The organism is Brevundimonas sp. Br13 (assembly GCF_055391505.1).
This window is the reverse complement of record NZ_AP044008.1, coordinates 2,230,536-2,248,992: the sequence shown is the minus strand read 5'-3', so window position 1 is coordinate 2,248,992 and position 18,457 is coordinate 2,230,536. Positions and strand designations below refer to the sequence as shown.

15 protein-coding genes are annotated in these 18,457 nt (G+C 66.8%); 6 read left to right on the top strand and 9 right to left on the bottom strand.

Features of this window, described 5'->3' with window-relative positions:
• Positions 1-17: 17 nt before the first annotated feature.
• Genes hutH through hutG form a run of 3 tightly spaced genes read right to left on the bottom strand, consistent with a single transcriptional unit; the run spans position 18 to position 4,029 of the window.
• Positions 18-1,547: a histidine ammonia-lyase gene (gene hutH / locus ACZ5M6_RS11025; RefSeq protein ID WP_464158602.1), complete on the bottom strand. Its 1,530-nt coding sequence runs from the start codon at positions 1,545-1,547 to the stop codon at positions 18-20.
• Positions 1,548-1,549: 2 nt separating this feature from the next.
• Positions 1,550-3,211 carry a urocanate hydratase gene (gene hutU / locus ACZ5M6_RS11020; protein WP_464158600.1) on the bottom strand — a complete coding sequence of 554 codons (1,662 nt, stop codon included), beginning with the start codon at positions 3,209-3,211 and terminating at the stop codon, positions 1,550-1,552.
• Positions 3,208-4,029 (bottom strand): N-formylglutamate deformylase, encoded by an 822-nt coding sequence (gene hutG / locus ACZ5M6_RS11015; protein ID WP_464158599.1) that lies wholly within the window; start codon positions 4,027-4,029, stop codon positions 3,208-3,210. Before hutG ends, hutU begins: the two co-directional genes overlap by 4 nt.
• A gap of 74 nt (positions 4,030-4,103) precedes the next feature.
• Between hutG and ACZ5M6_RS11010 the strand changes: the two genes are divergently transcribed.
• Genes ACZ5M6_RS11010 through ACZ5M6_RS10990 form a run of 5 tightly spaced genes read left to right on the top strand, consistent with a single transcriptional unit; the run spans position 4,104 to position 10,879 of the window.
• Positions 4,104-5,480 carry a formimidoylglutamate deiminase gene (locus ACZ5M6_RS11010; RefSeq protein WP_464158597.1) on the top strand — a complete coding sequence of 459 codons (1,377 nt, stop codon included), beginning with the start codon at positions 4,104-4,106 and terminating at the stop codon, positions 5,478-5,480.
• Positions 5,477-6,211 carry a histidine utilization repressor gene (gene hutC / locus ACZ5M6_RS11005; protein ID WP_152950277.1) on the top strand — a complete coding sequence of 245 codons (735 nt, stop codon included), beginning with the start codon at positions 5,477-5,479 and terminating at the stop codon, positions 6,209-6,211. Before ACZ5M6_RS11010 ends, hutC begins: the two co-directional genes overlap by 4 nt.
• Positions 6,208-7,419, top strand: a complete 1,212-nt coding sequence (gene hutI / locus ACZ5M6_RS11000) for an imidazolonepropionase (protein WP_464158595.1) — start codon at positions 6,208-6,210, stop codon at positions 7,417-7,419. The genes hutC and hutI overlap by 4 nt, the downstream gene beginning before the upstream one ends.
• Before the next feature lie 55 nt (positions 7,420-7,474).
• Positions 7,475-10,291, top strand: coding sequence for a class I SAM-dependent DNA methyltransferase (locus tag ACZ5M6_RS10995; RefSeq protein ID WP_464158594.1), 2,817 nt, complete (start codon positions 7,475-7,477; stop codon positions 10,289-10,291).
• Between the two features lie 39 nt (positions 10,292-10,330).
• Positions 10,331-10,879, top strand: coding sequence for a hypothetical protein (locus ACZ5M6_RS10990; RefSeq protein WP_464158593.1), 549 nt, complete (start codon positions 10,331-10,333; stop codon positions 10,877-10,879).
• 8 nt (positions 10,880-10,887) lie between these two features.
• Here ACZ5M6_RS10990 and ACZ5M6_RS10985 read toward each other — a convergent pair whose 3' ends face one another.
• Both ACZ5M6_RS10985 and ACZ5M6_RS10980 read right to left on the bottom strand, forming a co-directional pair.
• Positions 10,888-11,265 (bottom strand): response regulator, encoded by a 378-nt coding sequence (locus ACZ5M6_RS10985; protein ID WP_182714444.1) that lies wholly within the window; start codon positions 11,263-11,265, stop codon positions 10,888-10,890.
• Positions 11,262-12,767, bottom strand: coding sequence for a sensor histidine kinase (locus ACZ5M6_RS10980; RefSeq protein ID WP_464158591.1), 1,506 nt, complete (start codon positions 12,765-12,767; stop codon positions 11,262-11,264). Before ACZ5M6_RS10980 ends, ACZ5M6_RS10985 begins: the two co-directional genes overlap by 4 nt.
• A gap of 114 nt (positions 12,768-12,881) precedes the next feature.
• Here ACZ5M6_RS10980 and ACZ5M6_RS10975 point away from each other — a divergent pair, with 114 nt between their 5' ends.
• Positions 12,882-14,471 carry a carboxylesterase/lipase family protein gene (locus ACZ5M6_RS10975; RefSeq protein ID WP_464158590.1) on the top strand — a complete coding sequence of 530 codons (1,590 nt, stop codon included), beginning with the start codon at positions 12,882-12,884 and terminating at the stop codon, positions 14,469-14,471.
• A gap of 25 nt (positions 14,472-14,496) precedes the next feature.
• Here the strand turns inward: ACZ5M6_RS10975 and gor are convergent, their stop codons facing one another.
• From gor to glmU, 4 genes are all read right to left on the bottom strand, one after another.
• Positions 14,497-15,879, bottom strand: a complete 1,383-nt coding sequence (gene gor, locus ACZ5M6_RS10970; RefSeq protein WP_464158588.1) for a glutathione-disulfide reductase — start codon at positions 15,877-15,879, stop codon at positions 14,497-14,499.
• 117 nt (positions 15,880-15,996) lie between these two features.
• The gene (locus tag ACZ5M6_RS10965; RefSeq protein ID WP_464158587.1) at positions 15,997-16,329 is read right to left on the bottom strand and encodes a hypothetical protein; all 333 of its coding nucleotides are present in this window, start codon (positions 16,327-16,329) and stop codon (positions 15,997-15,999) included.
• Positions 16,330-16,391: 62 nt separating this feature from the next.
• Entirely contained in the window at positions 16,392-17,075 is a 684-nt protein-coding gene (rpiA, locus tag ACZ5M6_RS10960) for a ribose-5-phosphate isomerase RpiA (protein ID WP_152950271.1), read from the bottom strand.
• Complete coding sequence (gene glmU / locus ACZ5M6_RS10955; protein ID WP_464158585.1) at positions 17,072-18,433, bottom strand: bifunctional UDP-N-acetylglucosamine diphosphorylase/glucosamine-1-phosphate N-acetyltransferase GlmU; 1,362 nt, start codon at positions 18,431-18,433, stop codon at positions 17,072-17,074. The genes rpiA and glmU overlap by 4 nt, the downstream gene beginning before the upstream one ends.
• Between the last annotated feature and the right edge of the window lie 24 nt (positions 18,434-18,457).

The following is an 18,457-nucleotide window of genomic DNA, read 5'->3' as shown; positions in this document are numbered from 1 at the left end:
CAGGGGCTGGCTCCGTCTCAGGCGGAGGGCAGCAGGTCGAGGGCGAAGGGGCGGTACCGCCCCGCCCGAACCCCGTCAGTCGCGCGGGCGATGTCGGGCGCGAAATAGTGGTCGCTGGCGTAGCGGGCGGCGGCTTCGCGGACGAGGGCGTAGACCCGTTCCAAGTCCTGGGAACTGGTCAGGGGACGGTGGAACTCCAACCCCTGGGCCGCCGCCAGCAGTTCGATCGCCACCACAGTGGCGGCGTTCTCCGCCATGTCCAGCAGGCGTCGCGCGCCATGGGTCGCCATGCTGACGTGGTCTTCCTGGTTGGCGCTGGTCGGCACGGTGTCGACGCTGCACGGGTGGGCCATCATCCGGTTCTCGGCCACCAAGGCCGCAGCCGTCACCTGGGCGATCATGAAGCCGGAGTTCAGCCCGCTTTCACGAACCAGGAAGGCCGGCAGTTCGCTCATTTTTGGATCGACCAGAATGGCCGTCCGCCGTTCGGAGATATTACCGATCTCGCACAGGGTCATGGCGATCTGATCGGCAGCAAAAGCAACGGGTTCAGCGTGGAAATTGCCGCCTGAAATCACATCCCCGTCGTCAATGAAGACCAGAGGGTTGTCGGTGACAGCATTGGCCTCGCGTTCCAGCGCCTCGGCCGCCGTGGTCAGGACGTCAAGCACGGCGCCCATGACCTGGGGCTGGCAACGCAGGGAGTAGGGATCCTGAACCTTGGTGCAGTCGTCTCTATGGCTATCGCGTATGGCCGAGCCCTGCATCAGCGCTCTCAGCCGGCCCGCGACGGCGATCTGGCCGGGCTGGCCGCGCAGGGCGTGGATGCGCGGATCGAACGGGGCGTCCGACCCTTTCAGGGCGTCCACGGACAGGGCGCCGGCCGCGATCCCTGCGGCGAACACCGCCTCTGCGGCGAACAAACCCGCCAAGGCCAGGGCGGTTGAACACTGGGTGCCGTTCAGAAGCGCCAAGCCTTCCTTCGGCCCCAGAACCAGCGGCTCTAGTCCGATCTTGGACAGGGCCGCCTGGGCGTCCAGAACCGCTCCGCCGCAACGAGCCTCGCCGACGCCGATCAGGACGCTGCTCATATGGGCGAGGGGCGCAAGGTCGCCCGAGGCGCCCACCGACCCCTTGGATGGGACACAGGGCAGGATGTCGGCCTCGACCAGGGCGATTAGAGCCTCCAGCGTCTGGCGGCGTACGCCCGACGCGCCGCGGGCCAGGCTGGCGATCTTCAGCACCATCATCAGCCGCGTCACCGCATCGGGCAGGAGAGGGCCGACGCCGCAGGCATGGCTCAGCACCAGATTGCGTTGCAGAGTCTCAAGATCCTGAGGCGCGATGGAGGTGTTGGCCAGGAGACCGAAGCCGGTGTTGATCCCATAGACCGTTCGCCCTTCAGCGACGATGGCGGCCACCGTCTCGGCGCCGCGCTCGACGTCGGACCAAGCCTGGGGCGTCAGGGCTACCGTCACCGGCCCCTCCAGGGCGGCGCGCAACTGGGGCAAGGTCAGGCGCGCAGCGCCGATGATCAGTTCTGTCATGATCAAGCCTCGAGGCTGGGAAGATTCAGACCGTGGGCCCGCGCCGCCGCACGGGCGATCTCGTAACCGGCGTCCGCATGGCGCATGACGCCTGTCGCGGGGTCGTTCCACAGGACCCGCTCAAGCCGGCGGGCCGCCTCCGGCGTGCCGTCGGCGACGATGACCACGCCGGAATGCTGCGAATAGCCCATGCCGACCCCGCCGCCGTGATGCAGCGACACCCAGCTGGCGCCGGAGGCCGTGTTCAGAAGGGCGTTCAGCAGGGGCCAGTCCGATACGGCGTCGGACCCGTCCGCCATGGCCTCAGTCTCGCGGTTGGGACTGGCGACGGAGCCGGAATCCAGATGATCCCGCCCAATCACGATCGGCCCCGACAACTCGCCCGAGGCGACCATGTCGTTGAACATCAGCCCCGCGCGATGACGGTCGCCTAGTCCGATCCAGCAGATTCGGGCCGGAAGTCCCTGAAAAGCGATTCTTTCCTGCGCCATGTCCAGCCAGCGGTGCAGGCCCGCATTGTCAGGAAACAGCCGTTTCATGGCCGCATCGGTCTTGCGGATGTCCTCTGGATCTCCAGTCAGGGCCGCCCAGCGGAACGGCCCCACCCCCCGACAGAACAGGGGGCGGATATAGGCGGGCACAAAGCCGGGGAAGTCGAACGCGCGCGCCACACCCTGATCCAGTGCGACCTGGCGGATGTTGTTGCCGTAATCGACCACGGGCGCGCCGGACGCCTGGAAATCAAGCATGGCCTGGACATGGCGGGCGATGGAGGCGGCGGCGGCGGCAGAGACGGTGCCGGGATCGGACTGGCGACGGTCCTCCCATTCCGCCACAGACCAGCCGGAAGGCAGATAGCCGTTCACCAGATCGTGGGCGCTGGTCTGGTCCGTCACCAAATCCGGCTTCACCCCGCGCTTGACAAGTTCAGGCAGAAGTTCGGCTGCATTGCCCAACAGGCCGACCGAGATAGGTTTTTTGCTGATCTTGGCCTGCTCGATCAGATCGAGAGCCTCGTCCAGGCTTTCCGACATGACGTCGAGATAGCGGGTCTTCAGCCGCATCTCGATCCGGCTGCGCTGGCATTCGACGGCCAGACAGGAGGCTCCCGCCATGGTGGCCGCCAGCGGCTGCGCCCCGCCCATTCCGCCCAGGCCCGCCGTCAGGATCCATCGCCCGGACCAGTCGCCGCCGTAATGCTGGCGACCGGCCTCCATGAAGGTCTCATAGGTGCCCTGAACAATGCCCTGGGTGCCGATGTAGATCCATGACCCGGCGGTCATTTGTCCATACATCATAAGCCCTTTACGGTCGAGTTCTGAGAAATGATCCCAGGTCGCCCACTTCGGCACGAGGTTGGAGTTGGCGATCAGCACGCGTGGCGCATCCGCATGGGTGCGGAACACGCCCACCGGCTTGCCTGACTGGATCAGAAGCGTCTCATCGGGGGCCAGATCGGTCAGGGTTTGGACGATCCGGTCGAAGGCCGGCCAATCCCGCGCCGCCTTGCCGATCCCACCGTAGACGACCAAATCCTGCGGTCGTTCAGCGACTTCCGGGTCGAGATTGTTCATCAACATCCGGATTGCGGCCTCGGCGGCCCAGGTCTTGGCGGTCCTTTCAGGACCGCGCGGGCTGCGGATCTCGCGCATATTGGTCTTCATGTCCGGCTCTCGGCGAAGGTGATGCAGGCGTTCAGGATGCGGCGCAGATGACGACGCATCGTCTCGGCCCGGTCCGGCTCATAGGGGCTGGGCCAGTTTTCGGGCGTCAGACCCTCGGCCGGTTCGCGCATATAGCCTCGGTCCGCCAACTCCATCTGGATGGCGTGCACGCCGACTTGGGGACGGCCGTAGTGGCGCGTGGTCCAACCGCCCTTGAACCGCCCATTGACGACCAGACTGTCGCCGCTGACGGCGCAGGCGGCCTCGACCGCCTGGGTCAGCTGCGGCGCACAGGTGGCGCCGTCATTGTCGCCGATGTTGAACTGGGGCAGTTCGCCGGCGAACAGCCGGGGCGCCACCGATCGGATCGAGTGGGCGTCATAGACGACCAGGGGCCCCTTCGCCTGCAACCGGTCGATCTGGGCCTGAAGCGCCGCATGATAGGGATCGAACCAGGCCGCCCGCCTTTCCTCGATCTCGGCAGCGTCGGGCGCCTGGCCGGGCCGGTAAAGGGGCTCGCCGTCGAAGGTTTCGAGCGGACAAAGGCCGGTCGTGATCTGGCCCGGATAGAGGGATGCGCCGGACGGGTCGCGGTTCACGTCGATCACACTGCGCGACAGGGCGGTGCAAACCGTGGTCGCGCCCATGTCCCGGGCGAAGTCGTAAAGCCGATCCACCCACCAGTCGGCGTCCTTGCGCGCCAGCCAGGGCGAGCTCATCCGCGCCTCGATCGCTGCAGGAATGGTCGTTCCCGTGTGGGGCAGGCCGATGATCAGGGGGGCGGCGCCCTCGTGCACGGTCAGCCAGTCGGACGTCATCTCGGCCTCCCTCGCCAAATCGGATCGTCGTGGTATGTCTAGACATATTGATCGCAACCCGATGGACCTGTCCAGTGACGCCTGAGCCCACGCCCGTCGATCTGTCGCTCTGGTTCGAAGCGGCCCTGCTGCCGCAAGGCTGGGCGCGCGGGGTCAGGGTCCGGGTCCGCGAAGGCCGCATATCCCGTCTGGAGACGGAGGTCGCGCGATCGCCGCAAGACCAGGGCGGCGGCGTGGCCCTGCCGGGCGTCGCCAATCTGCACAGCCACGCCTTTCAGCGCGCCATGGCCGGTTTGACCGAGGCGCGGGGGCCGACCGATGACGACTTCTGGACGTGGCGGCGTCTGATGTACCGGTTTCTGGATCGGGGCGGCCCTGACGAGATCGAGGCCATCACGGCCCTGGCCTTCGCCGAAATGCTGGAGGGCGGCTTCACCCGGGTGGCGGAGTTCCACTACCTCCACAACGACCCGACCGGCGCGCCTTACGCCGACCGGGCGGAGATTGCGACCCGGATCGCGGCGGCGGCCGAGGCGACGGGCATCGGCCTGACCCTGCTGCCGGTCTTTTACGCCCATTCCGGCTTCGGCGGCCTGGCGCCGACCGAAGGTCAGAGACGGTTCATCACCGACCTCGACGGCTATGCGGCCCTTGTCGCCGATTGCCGCGCCCTGACCGCCGGACTGGCGGACGCCGGGGTGGGGGTGGCGCCCCACAGCCTGCGCGCCGTCACGCCGGAACAGTTGCAGGCGCTGCTTGCCATGGCCGGACAGGGGCCGATCCACATACATGTTGCGGAACAGACCAAGGAGGTTGAGGACTGTCTGGCCTGGTCCGGGGCGCGCCCCGTGGAATGGCTGTTGGCCAACGCTCCGGTCGATCCGCGCTGGTGCCTGATCCACGCCACCCATGTGGCGGAGGCCGAATGGCGGGGAGTCGCCGCGCGCGGGAGCGTGGTCGGCCTGTGTCCGATCACAGAGGCCAATCTGGGCGACGGAATCTTCCCGGCGGCGGCCTATCACCGCGCCGACGGCCGTTTCGGCGTGGGCACGGATTCCAATGTGCAGATCGGCCTGGCTGACGAACTGCGGATGCTGGAATACAGCCAGCGGCTGGCCCTCAGAGGCCGGGCCGTCATGGCTGACCCCGATCGTTCGACCGGACGGCTTCTCTTTGATCAGGCCCTGGCCGGGGGCGCTCAGGCGACCGGCGTGTCCAGCGGGTTGAGCCTGGACGCCGCAGCGGACATCGTCGCCCTTGACGGTGGCCACATCAGTTTGGAGGGCCGGTTCGGAGACGCGGTGCTGGACAGCTGGATTTTCGGGGCGCCCAGAGGGGGCGTCGCCTCGGTCTGGCGCGCGGGACGGCAGGTGGTCCGGCAGGGGCGCCATGTCGCGCGCGACGCCATTGAGGCGCGCTATCGCCAGGCCTTGAAGGCGGTGCTGGCGTGAGCGCGGGGCCGCTGCATCGCCGCATCTATTCCGATCTGGAGGATCGCATCCTTTCGGGCGCCCTGGCGCCGGGGCGGCGCCTGCCGTTCGAACATGAGCTCATGCAGGACTACGGTTGTTCGCGGGCGACCGTGTCCAAAGCCCTGTCGGAACTGGCGGCCCGAGGCTTGGTGGTGCGCCGACGCCGGGCGGGCACCTTTGTGGCCCAGCCCAAGGCCCACGCCGCCTTTCTGGCCATCCCCGATCTCAGGGCCGAGGTGACGGAGCGGGGACAGGTCTACGGCTATCGTCTTCTGACTCAGATCGAGCGCGGGCCGGCCGACGCCGCCGAAGCGGAGCTTGCGGCCGGCGCGCGCCTTTTGGACCTGACCTGTCTGCACAGCGCCGATTCCATTCCCCTGGCCCTCGAGCGGCGACTGATCGGGCTGAAGGCCGCGCCCCAGGCGATCGCCGTCGATTTCAAACGGGTTTCGCCAGGAAGCTGGCTCCTGGAATCAGAACCCTGGACCGAGGCTGAAAATCGCATCGGGGCGATGGGGGCGGACGCCCAATCGGCGCGCCTCCTGCAGATCAAGAGGGGCGCCGCCTGCCTTTGCGTGGAACGACGCACTTGGCGCGACGGTTTGGGCGTGACCCAGGTGCGCCAGCTCTTTCCGGGCGACCGCTATGATCTGGTCGCGCTTTTTTCCTCCGCCCGTTCCGGTGGACGCGCCGGGGAGCCGAGACGATGAAGATCGACCTGCTTTTGATCGACTGCCACGCCGCGACCCTGTCCGAAGGCGAGGGGGGCTATGGGGTGATCGAGGACGCCGCTGTGGCGGCGGCGGACGGACGCATCGTCTGGATCGGACCTCGGGCGGACCTGCCGACCGTTTCGGCCCGCAGGACGGAGCGGCTCGACGGGCGCTGGATCACGCCCGGTCTGATCGACTGCCATACCCATCTGATCTTCGGCGGCGATCGATCGGCCGAGTTCGAACAGAGGCTGGGCGGCGCGACCTATGAGGCGATCGCCCGGGCCGGCGGAGGGATTCTGTCTTCGGTCCGGGCCACGCGCGCGGCGTCGGAAGCCGAACTGTTCGCCTCGGCCATGGAACGGCTGGAGGGGCTGAAGGCGACGGGGGTCACCACCGTCGAGATCAAGTCCGGCTATGGTCTGGACCGAGACAGCGAGTTGAAGATGCTGCGCGTCGCCCGCCGCATCGGTCGAGAAGGCGGGGTGCGGGTTCGCACCACCTATCTGGGTCTGCACGCCACGCCGCCGGAGCATCGCGCGAACCCCGAAGCCTATGTCGATGAGGCCGTCGAACACATACTGCCCGCCGCCCACGCCGAGGGACTGGTCGATGCGGTGGACGCCTATTGCGAGCCGATCGCCTTTTCCCCCGATCAGGTGTCGCGCCTGTTCGACAAGGCGAGAGGGCTGGGTCTGCCGGTCAAACTGCATGCGGACCAGTTGTCCGACAGCGGCGGGGCGGCCTTGGCGGCGCGTTACGGCGCCCTGTCCGCCGATCATATCGAATATGCGACGCAGGCCGGGGTGGCGGCCATGGCCCAGGCGGGGGTCGTCGCGGTGCTGCTGCCGGGCGCCTTTCTGATGCTGCGCGAGACCCGGATTCCGCCGATCGACGCCTTGCGCCGTCACGGCGTCCGAATGGCGGTGGCTACAGATTGCAATCCGGGAACCTCTCCGCTCGCCTCCATGACGGCGGCGATGAATCTGGCCTGCGTTCAGTTTCGACTGACTCCCCAGGAATCTTTGGCTGCGGCGACGCGAGAGGCGGCCCACGCCCTGGGTCTCGGCGCCGACCTGGGGCGTTTGGAGGTCGGTCTCAGGGCCGATCTGGCTGCCTGGGACATCCAAAATCCCGCAGAACTGGCCTATTGGCTGGGCAAGCCTGTGCTGCACGCCCGTTGGCTGGACGGCGTGCGCTCTTAGGTTGCGGGAGCGAAAAATTTAACTATAGGTTGCTTCCGTAGCCGGGGAGCAATCTGTGGATGTCGACGCCTTTATCGCGCATTGGGCCCATGCCCCGATCGGGGAACGGTCGCATTATCAGACCTTCATCATTCAGCTGTGCCGTCTGATCGGGGTCCCGGCGCCCGACGACGAGCGAACCGGCGACCTGGACTATTGTTTCGAGCGGCCGGTCCGCTTCCGGCATGACGACGGCCGCGCGACCCAGGGCTGGATCGACTGCGCCAAGCGCGGCTGTTTCGTGCTGGAGGCCAAACAGTCGTCGAAGCGGCGCGACGGCGGCCCCCTTGATCCGGCGGTCCAACTGTCGCTTTTCCTCAAACACAGCGCGAGACCCCGTGCGCCTTCGCCTGAGGCGGTGGATCGCCTGATGCGCGCGGCGAAGCGCCAGGCTGAGAACTACGCCAAGGCGCTGGATGAATGGCCGCCCTTCCTGATCATCGTCGACGTGGGCCGGTGCATCGAGGTCTGGTCGGATTTCGATCGTCAGGGGAAGGCCTATATCCCTTACCCGGATCGCGCCACCTACCGCATCGAGCTGGAGCATCTTCGCGCGCCCGAGGTCCGCGACAGGCTGCGCCGGATCTGGCTCGACCCCCTGTCCTTGGATCCCGCCGCTGCGGTCGCAGAGGCGACGACGGACATCGCCCGACGTCTGGCCTGGCTTGTGCGCTCGATCGGCCAGAGGCGATCGACGGCGGGCGAAGACCGGGTTCAGCGGGCGGCCCGCGCCAACCAGACCGCGCTCTTCGTGATGCAGTGCATCTTCGCCATGTTCGCCGACAGCGTCGGCCTGATCGAGGAGCGGGGATTCCTGCGGTTTCTCGAAGCCTATCGGGGCAAGGCGGATCGGTTCCACGAAGGGGCGCGGGTCTTCTTCGGCCTTATGGATCAGGGCGGGCATTGTCTGGCGATTCAGCAGCGTCTTCGCCGCTTCAACGGCGGCCTGTTCCGCTCCGCCGTCCCCTTGCCGATCACGGAAGAGGAGCTTGAGGCCCTGATCGCGGCGGCCCGGTGCGACTGGGCCCTGGTCGAGCCGGCCATCTTCGGCGCCCTTTTGGAACAGGCCCTGGATCCGCAAGAGCGCGCGGAACTGGGGGCGCACTACACCCCAAGGGCCTATGTCGAACGCCTGATCGAGCCGACCATCATGGAGCCCCTGAGAGCGGACTGGGAGGCGGTCGAGGCCCAGGCCCTGGGGCTCTATCTCGAAGACGACGTCCAGGGCGCAAGGCGGATGATCCGCGCCTTTCATGATCAGCTTTGCCGGGTGCGGGTTCTGGATCCGGCCTGTGGGACGGGGAACTTTCTCTATGTCGCCATGCATATGATGAAGGCGCTTGAGGGAGAGGTTCTGGGCGTTCTGGCGGAAATGGGGGAGGAGCAGGGCCGCCTGGGTCTGGACGGCCACGTCGTCAGTCCCGAACAATTCCATGGGGTGGAGAAGAACGCCTACGCCGCCTGGATCGCCGAGATGGTGATGTGGATCGGCCATCTGCAATGGCATTTTCGCCTGTTCGGCGACGCCGCCCCTTCTGAACCGATTTTGAAGGACTTTCGCCGGGTCGTGCATGTCGACGCCCTGGTCAGTTGTTCGCGGATCGCTGGGGCGCCGGGCGAAACGGGCGGGGATCGTTTGGTCGAGCACTATGTCGATCCGCGGCCGACGCCCTGGCCGGAGGCGCATTTCATCATCGGCAATCCGCCGTTCATGGGCGGCAAGGATCTGCGTGCGGCCTTCGGCGACGGCTATATGGCCGCCCTGGACCAGGTGCGCGGCGGTCGGTTTCGCTCTGCCGATCTGGTGACCGTCTGGTGGGATCGCGCGGCCGAGATTCTGACCCGGCCGGGCTCCCTCCTGCGCCGCTTCGGCTTCATCACCACCAATTCCGTCACCCAGACCTTTTCGCGTCGTGTCATCGCGCATCATCTCAACCGCCGCCCGGCGGTTCGCCTGGTATTCGCCATCCCCGACCATCCGTGGGTCGTCGGCGTCGGCCGCGCCGACGTCCGCATCGCCATGTCGGTGGCGGAAAGGGGGGAGGCGGACGGCCAGGGCCGGTGGCTGGGCGTGACGGACGAGGCCGACCTCGACACCGATCTTCCCCGTCTGACCTTTCAGGAAAGGCGAGGGGTCATCGGCGCGGACCTGATGATCGACGACGGTCTGGGCCGGGCGGTCGATCTGAGGGCCAATGCAGGCCTGGCCTATCGCGGCGTCCAGCTGATGGGCGCCGGATTCCTGGTGACGCCGGAACAGGGACGCGCCCTGCTGGGCGGTTCAGAGGTCGGAGCGCCGTCGCCGATCCGCGCCTATCGGAATGGTCGCGATCTGGCGGATCGCAGCCGAAATCTTGAGGTGATCGACCTGTTCGGGTGGGACGAGGCCGACGTGCGGCGTCGCCATCCTCTGATCTATCAGCATCTGCTTGAGGCGGTGAAGCCCGAGCGGGAGCGCAACAACCGCACCGCCTATAGGGACAGCTGGTGGCTCTTCGGCGAGCCGCGCCGCGAGCTTCGCGCCGCCCTGACGGGTCTTGATCGCTATATAGTTACGGTCGAAACCGCCAAACACCGCTGGTTCCGCTTTCTGGACAAGGACGTCCTGCCCGACAACAAGCTCGTCGTCATCGCCAGTGACGATCCGGCCGTGCTGGCGGTGCTGTCGTCCCGCGTCCATCGGGCCTGGTTCGCCGCGAACGGTGGAAGGATCGGCGAGTATCAGCGCGAGGCCGTCTATGTGAAAGGCGTCTGTTTCGACCGCTTTCCCTTTCCCGAACTGGACCCGGCCCAGGCGGCTGAACTGGCGGCCCTGGGGGAGGAGTTGGACTAGACGCGGGCGCGCGTCCTGGCTGAGAATCCCGACCTGACCATGACGGCGCTTTATAACGCGATGGCCCGCGCGGCCGAGGCCCGTCCCCTCGAGACGTCCGAACGGGACAGACATGACCGCGGCCGCATCGGCATCCTCGATCATCTTCATCGCCGGCTGGATGAGCGGGTGACCAAGGCCTACGGCTGGCCGGCCGATGCGGATGAGGCGACGATCATGTCGGGATTGACGCAGCTGAATCGGAGAAGGGCGGAGGAGGAGGCGCAGGGACGGGTGCGCTTCGTCCGTCCCGCCTATCAGAGCGGCAAGGTACGGATCATCGCGCCCCAGCCCGTCCAGACCGAGGCGGTCCTGGTATCGCCGCCCAGCCGGCCGCAGCTTCCGGAGGAGCCGGGCCCCTTGGCCTCAGCCCTGCTGTTCCGTCTGAGACGCGCCGGCGTCCCCATGCAGCCTGAGCATCTGGCGGCGGCGTTTGAAGGCGGCGGACGGCGTAAGACCCGCACGATCGAACATACGCTGGCGGTCTTGGCCGTTTCAGGGGCGGTTCAACATTCGGAGACAGGCTGGTTCGCCCCCCATCGAGCTTGAAACCCGAATCAGACCTCGGCCACGCCCATAGCCTTCAGCAAGGCGTCGCGCACCGCCGCCTCTGTGAAGGGCTTCTGGATGGTCGGCGACCCGCGCCATTCGTCCGGCAGACCGCCTTCGCCATAGCCGGTCGAGAAGACGAAGGGCACGCCGCGGGCTTTCAGGGCCTCCGCTACGGGAAAGACCTGCCGGCCGGCGACATTGACGTCCAACAGGGCTGCGTCCAGCTCGACCGTGTCGCGGGCCAGGGTCTCGCCCTCGTCGATATTGGACGCGGGACCGATGGGCACGCACTCCATGTCCTCCAGAATGGTCTCGAGCAACATGGCGACGAGGGACTCGTCCTCCACAACCAAGACACGGCGTCCACTCAGCGGCTGGTTCATAGGGGTGTCCTGTCGAGGGGAACAATGAGTTCCGCAATCAATCCGTCTTTGCCGTAAACCAGATCGATCTCACCCGCCAGATCGTGACGAATGTTTCGTTCAATCAATCGGCTACCAAAGCCTCTTGTGTCCGGTGGCGTAACTTTCGGCCCGTCCAGCTCTCGCCAGGACAGCTTTAATTTCGGCGCAGTCTGATCCGCCACGCCCCAGTCGACCAGAACCCGTCCGTGGGGCGTGGACAGGGCGCCGTACTTGCCGGCGTTCGTCGCCAGCTCATGGAAGATCATGCCCAGAGACAGGGCGGTCGCCGGCTCCAGGGCGACGGCGGGACCGTTCAGGTGGAAGCGCGTCGGACCGAACGCCTCAGTCTCGTGTTCCAGAATGGCGCGCAGATCGGCGCCCTCCCAATGGGTCCGCGTCAGAAGATCGTGGGTGTGGGAGAGGGCCAGGATGCGCGCCTGGAAGGCCTGAGCGAAGGTGGAGGGGTCGCGGTGGGACCGCGCCGTCTGGATCGCGATGGACTGGACCGTCGCCAGGGTGTTCTTCACCCTGTGGTTCAGTTCGTCGATCATCGACTTCTGACGGCGGGCGGCCAGGACGTTCTCGGTCACGTCGTGACCCTGTACGAAGATGCCGACCACCTGGCCGGCCTCGTCGCGAATGGGCTGATAGATGAAGTTCAGATAGTGGTTTTCCAGCGGCGCTCCGGGCCGCCGCTGAAGTTGCGCCAGGCTTTCGCGCCCCTCATAGGCTTCGCCTGTAGCAAAGACGGAATCGAGAAACTCATAATAGCCTTGGCCGGCCAGCTCAGGCAGCGCGTCCCGGATCGGCTTGCCGGCGATGTCGCGGTGGCCGATCAACTGCCCGTAGGCGGCGTTGTACATCTGAAAACAGTGGTCCGGGCCCGACAGAATGGCGACGAAGCCCGGCGCCTGCATGAACATCTCGACCAGGCGGTTGCGTTCCTTCTCCAGGCGACGGTTGTCCTCCTGCACCGACTGGGCGCGCCGCAGAACGGAACCGCCGACGATCGCATCGAGGGCCGTCGTCGGTTCGTCGGGCGGGGCGGCCGGGAACAGGTCCGTGATGTCCATCGTGTGCTGAAGCAGAAGGACGACCTCGCCTTCGGCGTTGAGCAGCGGCGTATGGGTGGCGCTCCAGATCCGCTCCTCGAACACCTCCCGGCAGTCGTCCAGGCGTCGCGGGAGCGAATAGCGGACGAGGGCCAGATGGTCCCGCTGTCGGGTGTCGCGCGCCTTTTCAAGTGAGGCCCTGACCTGCCGGACGTTTTCGGGCGCCTCCTGCCCCGGTCCGGAATCGAAGGCCTGAAACAGCGGTCGACCCAGGAGATCGGGCCGATTCGAACGGGTGACGTCCAGATAGGCCTGATTGACGTCGAAGATCCGCAAATCCGGGGTGAGCAACAGATAGGGATTGGGCGAAGCCGCAAACGCGGTCGCCAAATCGGCGATCGACGCGCCCTGTGTCAGAAGTTCAGTCAAGCCACGCCCCAGTCGAACCGGGCGTAAACGCCGACCTGACGAAAAGGTTCACGCCAGCACAAATCATTTTCGGATCGTCATTGGCCCGTCGAGGGAATTTGCTAAGGACAGGGCATGACAATCGCCGGCGCCTTGGCCACCCTCTCCCTGATGATCGCTCAACCCACAGACCGGCCCGCCAACGATCCGCCTCTGATCCGGATCGACCAGGGCGAGCTGACGGGCGTGGCGGACGGCGACATCGCCGCCTTCAAGAACATTCCCTACGCCGCCCCGCCGGTCGCAGAGATGCGGTGGCGGCCGCCGGGGACGGCCCCGCGATGGGAAGGCCGTCGCGACGCCTCGACCTATGGGCCGATCTGTATCCAGGCCACGCCGCAGGGCGATCCCGGCGTCGGCCCCCTGCCGATGAGCGAGGACTGCCTGAACTTGAACGTCTGGCGCCCTCTTGATACGGCTGAGCCGGCGCCGGTGATGGTGTGGATCCATGGCGGCGGACTGGTGAACGGCTCGGGCACGGCCGCGCTCTACGACGGGTCGCACCTGGCGCGTCAGGGCATGGTGGTGGTCACGCTCAACTATCGCCTGGGACGGCTGGGGTTCTTTGATCACCCCGCCCTGGCGGCCGAACGGCCGGCCGATGAGCCGGCGGGCAACTATGGCGTCATGGACGTCATCGCCGCCCTGAAGTGGGTAAAGGCCAATATCGCCGCCTTCGGCGGCGACCCCGACAACGTCACCATATTCGGGGAATCCGCCGGCGGCGCCATGGTGACCCGCCTGATGATCTCGCCTCCGGCGCGTGATCTGTTCGCCCGGGCCGTCGTTCAGTCCGGACTGGGTCGTGAGTTGCAGACGCCCCTGGATCGACGCGGCGCCTTTGACCTGCCGTCCGCCCGCGAACGGGGCGAGGTTTGGGCGCACGGCCACAATCTGATGACGGCGGCTGATCTGCGGTCGGCGCCGGTCGAACTGCTGCTGACGCCTGCGCCCGTCTTCGCCAACGGCGACCTGACTCTGATCGACGGCAGGATCGTGCCTTCGACCGTCGAGGCGGCCTTCCGCGCCGGGCGGCAGTCGCCGGCGCCCTTGATCATCGGGACCAACAGCGCCGAATTCTGGTGGATGAAGCCCACCGACCGCAACGGCTACGGCATGATCGACGACGACATGACTTGGCTGGAACGTGCCCAGATCATCCAGGCCTATGGCGGAGAGGCCGGGTTTGACCGCGGTTTCATCACCGACGCCGTATTCTCCGAACCCGCACGGCTGCTGGCGCGGCTGCACGCCGCCGCAGGACGACCCGCCTATCTCTATCGGTTCGACATTTCCTCGCCGGACAATCCCGAACCGCACGGCGGCGCCACCCATGCGATCGAGCGGCCCTATGTCTTTGGAACGCTGTCGCTTCTGCCCTATCCGGTGCGGCCGGTGGATCAGGTCGCCTCCCAGGCCATGATGGGCTACTGGACCAGCTTCGCCCGCTCCGGCGATCCGAACGGAGTAGGCCGGCCCGACTGGCCGATGGCGGCCGGAAGAGGCAATCCGACGCTGCTGCTGATCCGGAACGACGGTCCCGTCGCCGTTTCGACCCCGGACGCGGGGCGTCTGGACCTGATCGAACAGTTCCGTGAGCGCCCGCGCGGGCGTCCCCTGGCGCATCGGCCAGATGAAGACATGGCTAGGCCCTATCAACACTGAGGACCCGGCCTGGGTTGCGGAAGGTTCAGCCCGCCGAGGTGCTGCTGGACTGCTTTTCTTTCAACGTCACCAACTCCTCCGCCATGGTCGGGTGGACGGCGCAGGTTGCATCCCATTGGGCCTTGGTGAGGCCGGCCTTAACGGCGATGGCGGCGAGCTGGATCATCTCCGGACTGTCCGGCCCGACGATGTGGACGCCGACCACCCTCTGGCTGTCGGCGTCGACGACCAGCTTCATCAGAACCCGCTCCTCAGAGCCGGTGAAGGCGTATTTCATCGGCCGAAAGCGGGTGACATAGACATCGACGCCGGCCGAACAGGACCGGCGCGCCTCGGCCTCCGACAGGCCGACCACGCCGACGGGCGGCTGGCTGAACACCGCCGTCGCCACGGCCTCATAGTCGAAATGCTGAGGATTGTTCCTGAAGACGGTCTGGTGAAACGCCACCGCTTCGCGAATGGCCACCGGAGTCAGGTTCATCCGGTCGGTGACGTCGCCGATGGCCCAGATGTTTTCGGCCGTCGTCTTTGACCAGCGGTCCACCTTGATCGCCCCGGCCTCGTTCAACTCGACCCCGGCGGCGTCCAGCCCCAAGCCCTTCACATGCGGAACCCGGCCGGTGGCGAACATGACCACGTCCGTTTCCAGCTTCATGCCGTTTTCGAGGTGGTTGATCAGTCCGGTCGGCGTCTTCTCGATCTTCTCATGCTGGCAGCCCAGGATCACCTTGATGCCGCGCTTTTCGATCTCGCCGGCCAGATGGGCGCGCACATCGTCATCGAAGCCGCGCAGGATGTTCGGCCCGCGATAGATCAGGGTCGTCTCGACGCCCAGGCCGGCGAAAATTCCCGCAAACTCCACCGCAATATAGCCGCCGCCCGCAATCAGGATGCGCTTGGGCAGTTCGGGCAGGTGGAAGGCCTCTTCCGAGGTGATGGCGTGCTCGATCCCGGTCAGGCCGTCCGGCTTCCATGGGCGGCCGCCGGTGGCGATCAGTATCCTTTCAGCGGTGAAAACCTGATCCTTTCCGACGATTTCGACCGTATGGGCGTCTTTCAACACAGCCCGACCATGGACCAGCTCAACGCCGGCCTTACCCAGATTGGCGGCGTAGATACCCGAAAGACGCGCGATTTCGACGTCCTTGGCTTCGAGAAAGGTCGGCCAGTCGAACCGGGCCTGGTCGAACGACCAGCCGTAGCCCTCAGCGATCTGCAACGCATGGCTGACTTCGGAGGCCATGACCATGAATTTCTTGGGCACGCATCCTCGGATGACGCAGGTGCCGCCGACCCGGTATTCCTCGGCCACCGCGACCCGCTTTCCGTCCAGGGCGGTCAGCCGCGCTGCACGCACGCCCCCGGAGCCGGCGCCGATGACGAAGAGGTCGTAGTCGTAATCAGCCATCTGGCGCTCCGGCGTCCCGACGCTGCACAGAGCCGGACTCATTTAAGTTCGGCGGCATACGTCGCAGCCTGAGGTTCGAATTAGGAGGGGGCGCTCGGCACGGCAAGGCTTGCGCCTTCAGCCGGCGGGGCGCCCCTTTACGATTCGGGCGTTGGCTGCGCGTGTCTTCGGTCCCTGTTCGCTCATCACTTCCGTTCGATACGGGCGATTGGTCTTGTCGCCGCCTTGCTGGAAGGGCTCGTCCAGCGCTTCGCCGTCGTCCGCATAATCGGCGACTTCTCCAGCGGCCGGAGGGGCGAGCGCTGCGTCGCGATAGTCGTCGGCGGCATAGGATTTCGCCTCGGGATGGACGATGACGTGCTGCTCGCGCGCCTCATCGTTCGGGACTTGCGGCTCGTTGACGGCGTTCTGCGCCGTTGCGGTCGGAGACTCAGAGTTCTGGTGCGGCATGGTTCGCGTCCTTTTCGGGTGAAAAGGGATAGCGGCTAGGGCGCCAGGTCGTTCCGAGACTCCTAGGGCAGAAGCGTGTCCACGCCCTTGTCCGTGCCGATGATGGCGAGGTCGGCCAGGTCGAGGAACAGGCCGTGTTCGACCACGCCGGTGATCAGCTTCAGGTCATCGGCTAAACGGACCGGGTCGTGGATGGCCTTGCAGGCCGCGTCATAGATCAGATTGCCGCCGTCGGTGCGAACCAGACCGCGATCCGCCTGGCGCACGCGCGCCGGCGCATGGATATCATGGTCGACCAGGACGTCGGCGATGCGATTGGCCGTGGTCTTGTGCCCGAAGGCGACGACCTCGATCGGCAGGGGAAAGGCGCCGAGCACCGGAACCACCTTGGCGGCGTCGGCGATGACGATGCAGCGGCTGGAGGCCTCCCACACCAGTTTCTCACGCAACAGGGCGGCGCCGCCCCCCTTGATCAGGGCCAAGCCGGGACCGACCTCGTCCGCGCCGTCGACCGTCAGGTCGATGCGCGGCGTGTCTTCCAGCGTCGATAGGGTCAGTCCCAGATCGCGCGCCAGGTCGGCGGTCTTTTCGGATGTGGGGACGCACCGCAGACCGGACAGATTGCGGGCGGCCAGAGCCTTGACGAACCAGGCGGCCGTCGAGCCGGTGCCCAGGCCCACCACCATGCCGGGCTCGACATGCTGGGCGGCGGCTTCGCCGGCGTTCTTCTTTTGCAGATCGCTCATTTCAGCTTGGCGGCCTTGGCCGCCTCCTTCTTCGCCTTGGCCTTTTCACGGAAGTCGGCGGCGGCTTGCGGCTTGTTCGTCTGGCGGGCCCGGCCGAAGGCGAGGGCGTCGGCCGGCACGTCCTCGGTGATGACGGAGCCGGAGGCGACCAGGGCGCCCGCGCCGACCGTCACGGGGGCGACGAGACTGGAATTGGAGCCGACGAAGGCGCCGGCCCCGACCTCGGTCTGCGCCTTGTTGAAGCCGTCATAGTTGCAGAAGATGGTTCCCGCCCCGATGTTGGCGCCGGCGCCGACCGATCCATCGCCCAGATAGGCCAGGTGATTGGCCTTGGCGCCCTCGGCCATACGGACGTTCTTGACCTCGACGAAGTTGCCGACCTTGGCGCCCCTGCCCAGGTCCGCGCCTGGCCGCAGCCGGGCGTAGGGGCCGACCTCCGACCCGGCCGCGACGCGCGCGCCCTCGATATGGCTGAAGCTGCGGATGCGCGCCCCGCCCTCGATCACCGCGCCCGGCCCGAAGACCACATAGGGTTCGATCACCGTTCCGCCTCCGACCTGGGTGTCCCAGGCGAAGTGGACGGTATCCGGCGCGCTCATGGTCACGCCGGCGGCTAAGAAGGTCTCGCGCTGAACCTTCTGGAACAGGGCCTCGGCCTGGGCCAGTTCCGCCTGGGCGTTGACGCCCATGACCGCGTCCTCGTCGGCGAAGACGGCGCGGGTGGGATGGCCGGCCTTGCGCGCCAGTTCGACGACGTCAGTCAGATAGTATTCGCCCTTGGCGTTGTCGTTGCGGACCTGGGCCAACAGGGAAAAAAGCAGGGCGGCCGGCGCGGCCATGACGCCCGAGTTGCAGGCCGTGACGGCCAGCACCTCGGGCGAGGCCTCCTTGGCCTCCGTGATGGCGGTCAGGATGTCGCCCTCGAGGATCAGACGGCCATAGGCGCCCGGGTCGCGGGCTTCGAAACCGATCACGGTGACCCCCGACGCGCCGAAGACAGGCGCGATGTCGGCGGCCTTCAGCAGGGGGACGTCGCCATAGGTGACGACCACGTCTCCTTCGAACCCGGCCAGAGCCTGTTCGGCGGCGCGCACGGCGTGACCGGTGCCCAGGGGCGGGTCCTGGACAGCGATCGCAGCCTCGCCCAGGCGGTTGACGACGTGGGCCCGGACCTCCGGCGAATGCTCGCCCACCACCACGACCACCCGCTCGCAGCCTAGGGCCTCGGCGGCGTCAATGGCGTGATCCAGCATGGCGCGCCCGCCGACCGGATGCAGCACCTTGGGCAGGGGCGATTTCATCCGCGTGCCCTGGCCGGCGGCGAGGATGATGGCGGCGCGGGGCGGCGTCTGGGTCATGGATCGATCCGGCTGTCGGTCTTG

Excerpts from the sequence above, each read along its gene's own strand:
- hutH (WP_464158602.1), bottom strand. The coding sequence starts at position 1,547 with ATGACAGAACTGATCATCGGCGCTGCGCGCCTGACCTTGCCCCAGTTG.
- hutU (WP_464158600.1), bottom strand. The coding sequence starts at position 3,211 with ATGAAGACCAATATGCGCGAGATCCGCAGCCCGCGCGGTCCTGAAAGG.
- hutG (WP_464158599.1), bottom strand. The coding sequence starts at position 4,029 with ATGACGTCCGACTGGCTGACCGTGCACGAGGGCGCCGCCCCCCTGATC.
- hutI (WP_464158595.1), top strand. The coding sequence starts at position 6,208 with ATGAAGATCGACCTGCTTTTGATCGACTGCCACGCCGCGACCCTGTCC.
- ACZ5M6_RS10990 (WP_464158593.1), top strand. The coding sequence starts at position 10,331 with ATGACGGCGCTTTATAACGCGATGGCCCGCGCGGCCGAGGCCCGTCCC.
- ACZ5M6_RS10985 (WP_182714444.1), bottom strand. The coding sequence starts at position 11,265 with ATGAACCAGCCGCTGAGTGGACGCCGTGTCTTGGTTGTGGAGGACGAG.
- ACZ5M6_RS10975 (WP_464158590.1), top strand. The coding sequence starts at position 12,882 with ATGACAATCGCCGGCGCCTTGGCCACCCTCTCCCTGATGATCGCTCAA.
- gor (WP_464158588.1), bottom strand. The coding sequence starts at position 15,879 with ATGGCTGATTACGACTACGACCTCTTCGTCATCGGCGCCGGCTCCGGG.
- ACZ5M6_RS10965 (WP_464158587.1), bottom strand. The coding sequence starts at position 16,329 with ATGCCGCACCAGAACTCTGAGTCTCCGACCGCAACGGCGCAGAACGCC.
- rpiA (WP_152950271.1), bottom strand. The coding sequence starts at position 17,075 with ATGAGCGATCTGCAAAAGAAGAACGCCGGCGAAGCCGCCGCCCAGCAT.
- glmU (WP_464158585.1), bottom strand. The coding sequence starts at position 18,433 with ATGACCCAGACGCCGCCCCGCGCCGCCATCATCCTCGCCGCCGGCCAG.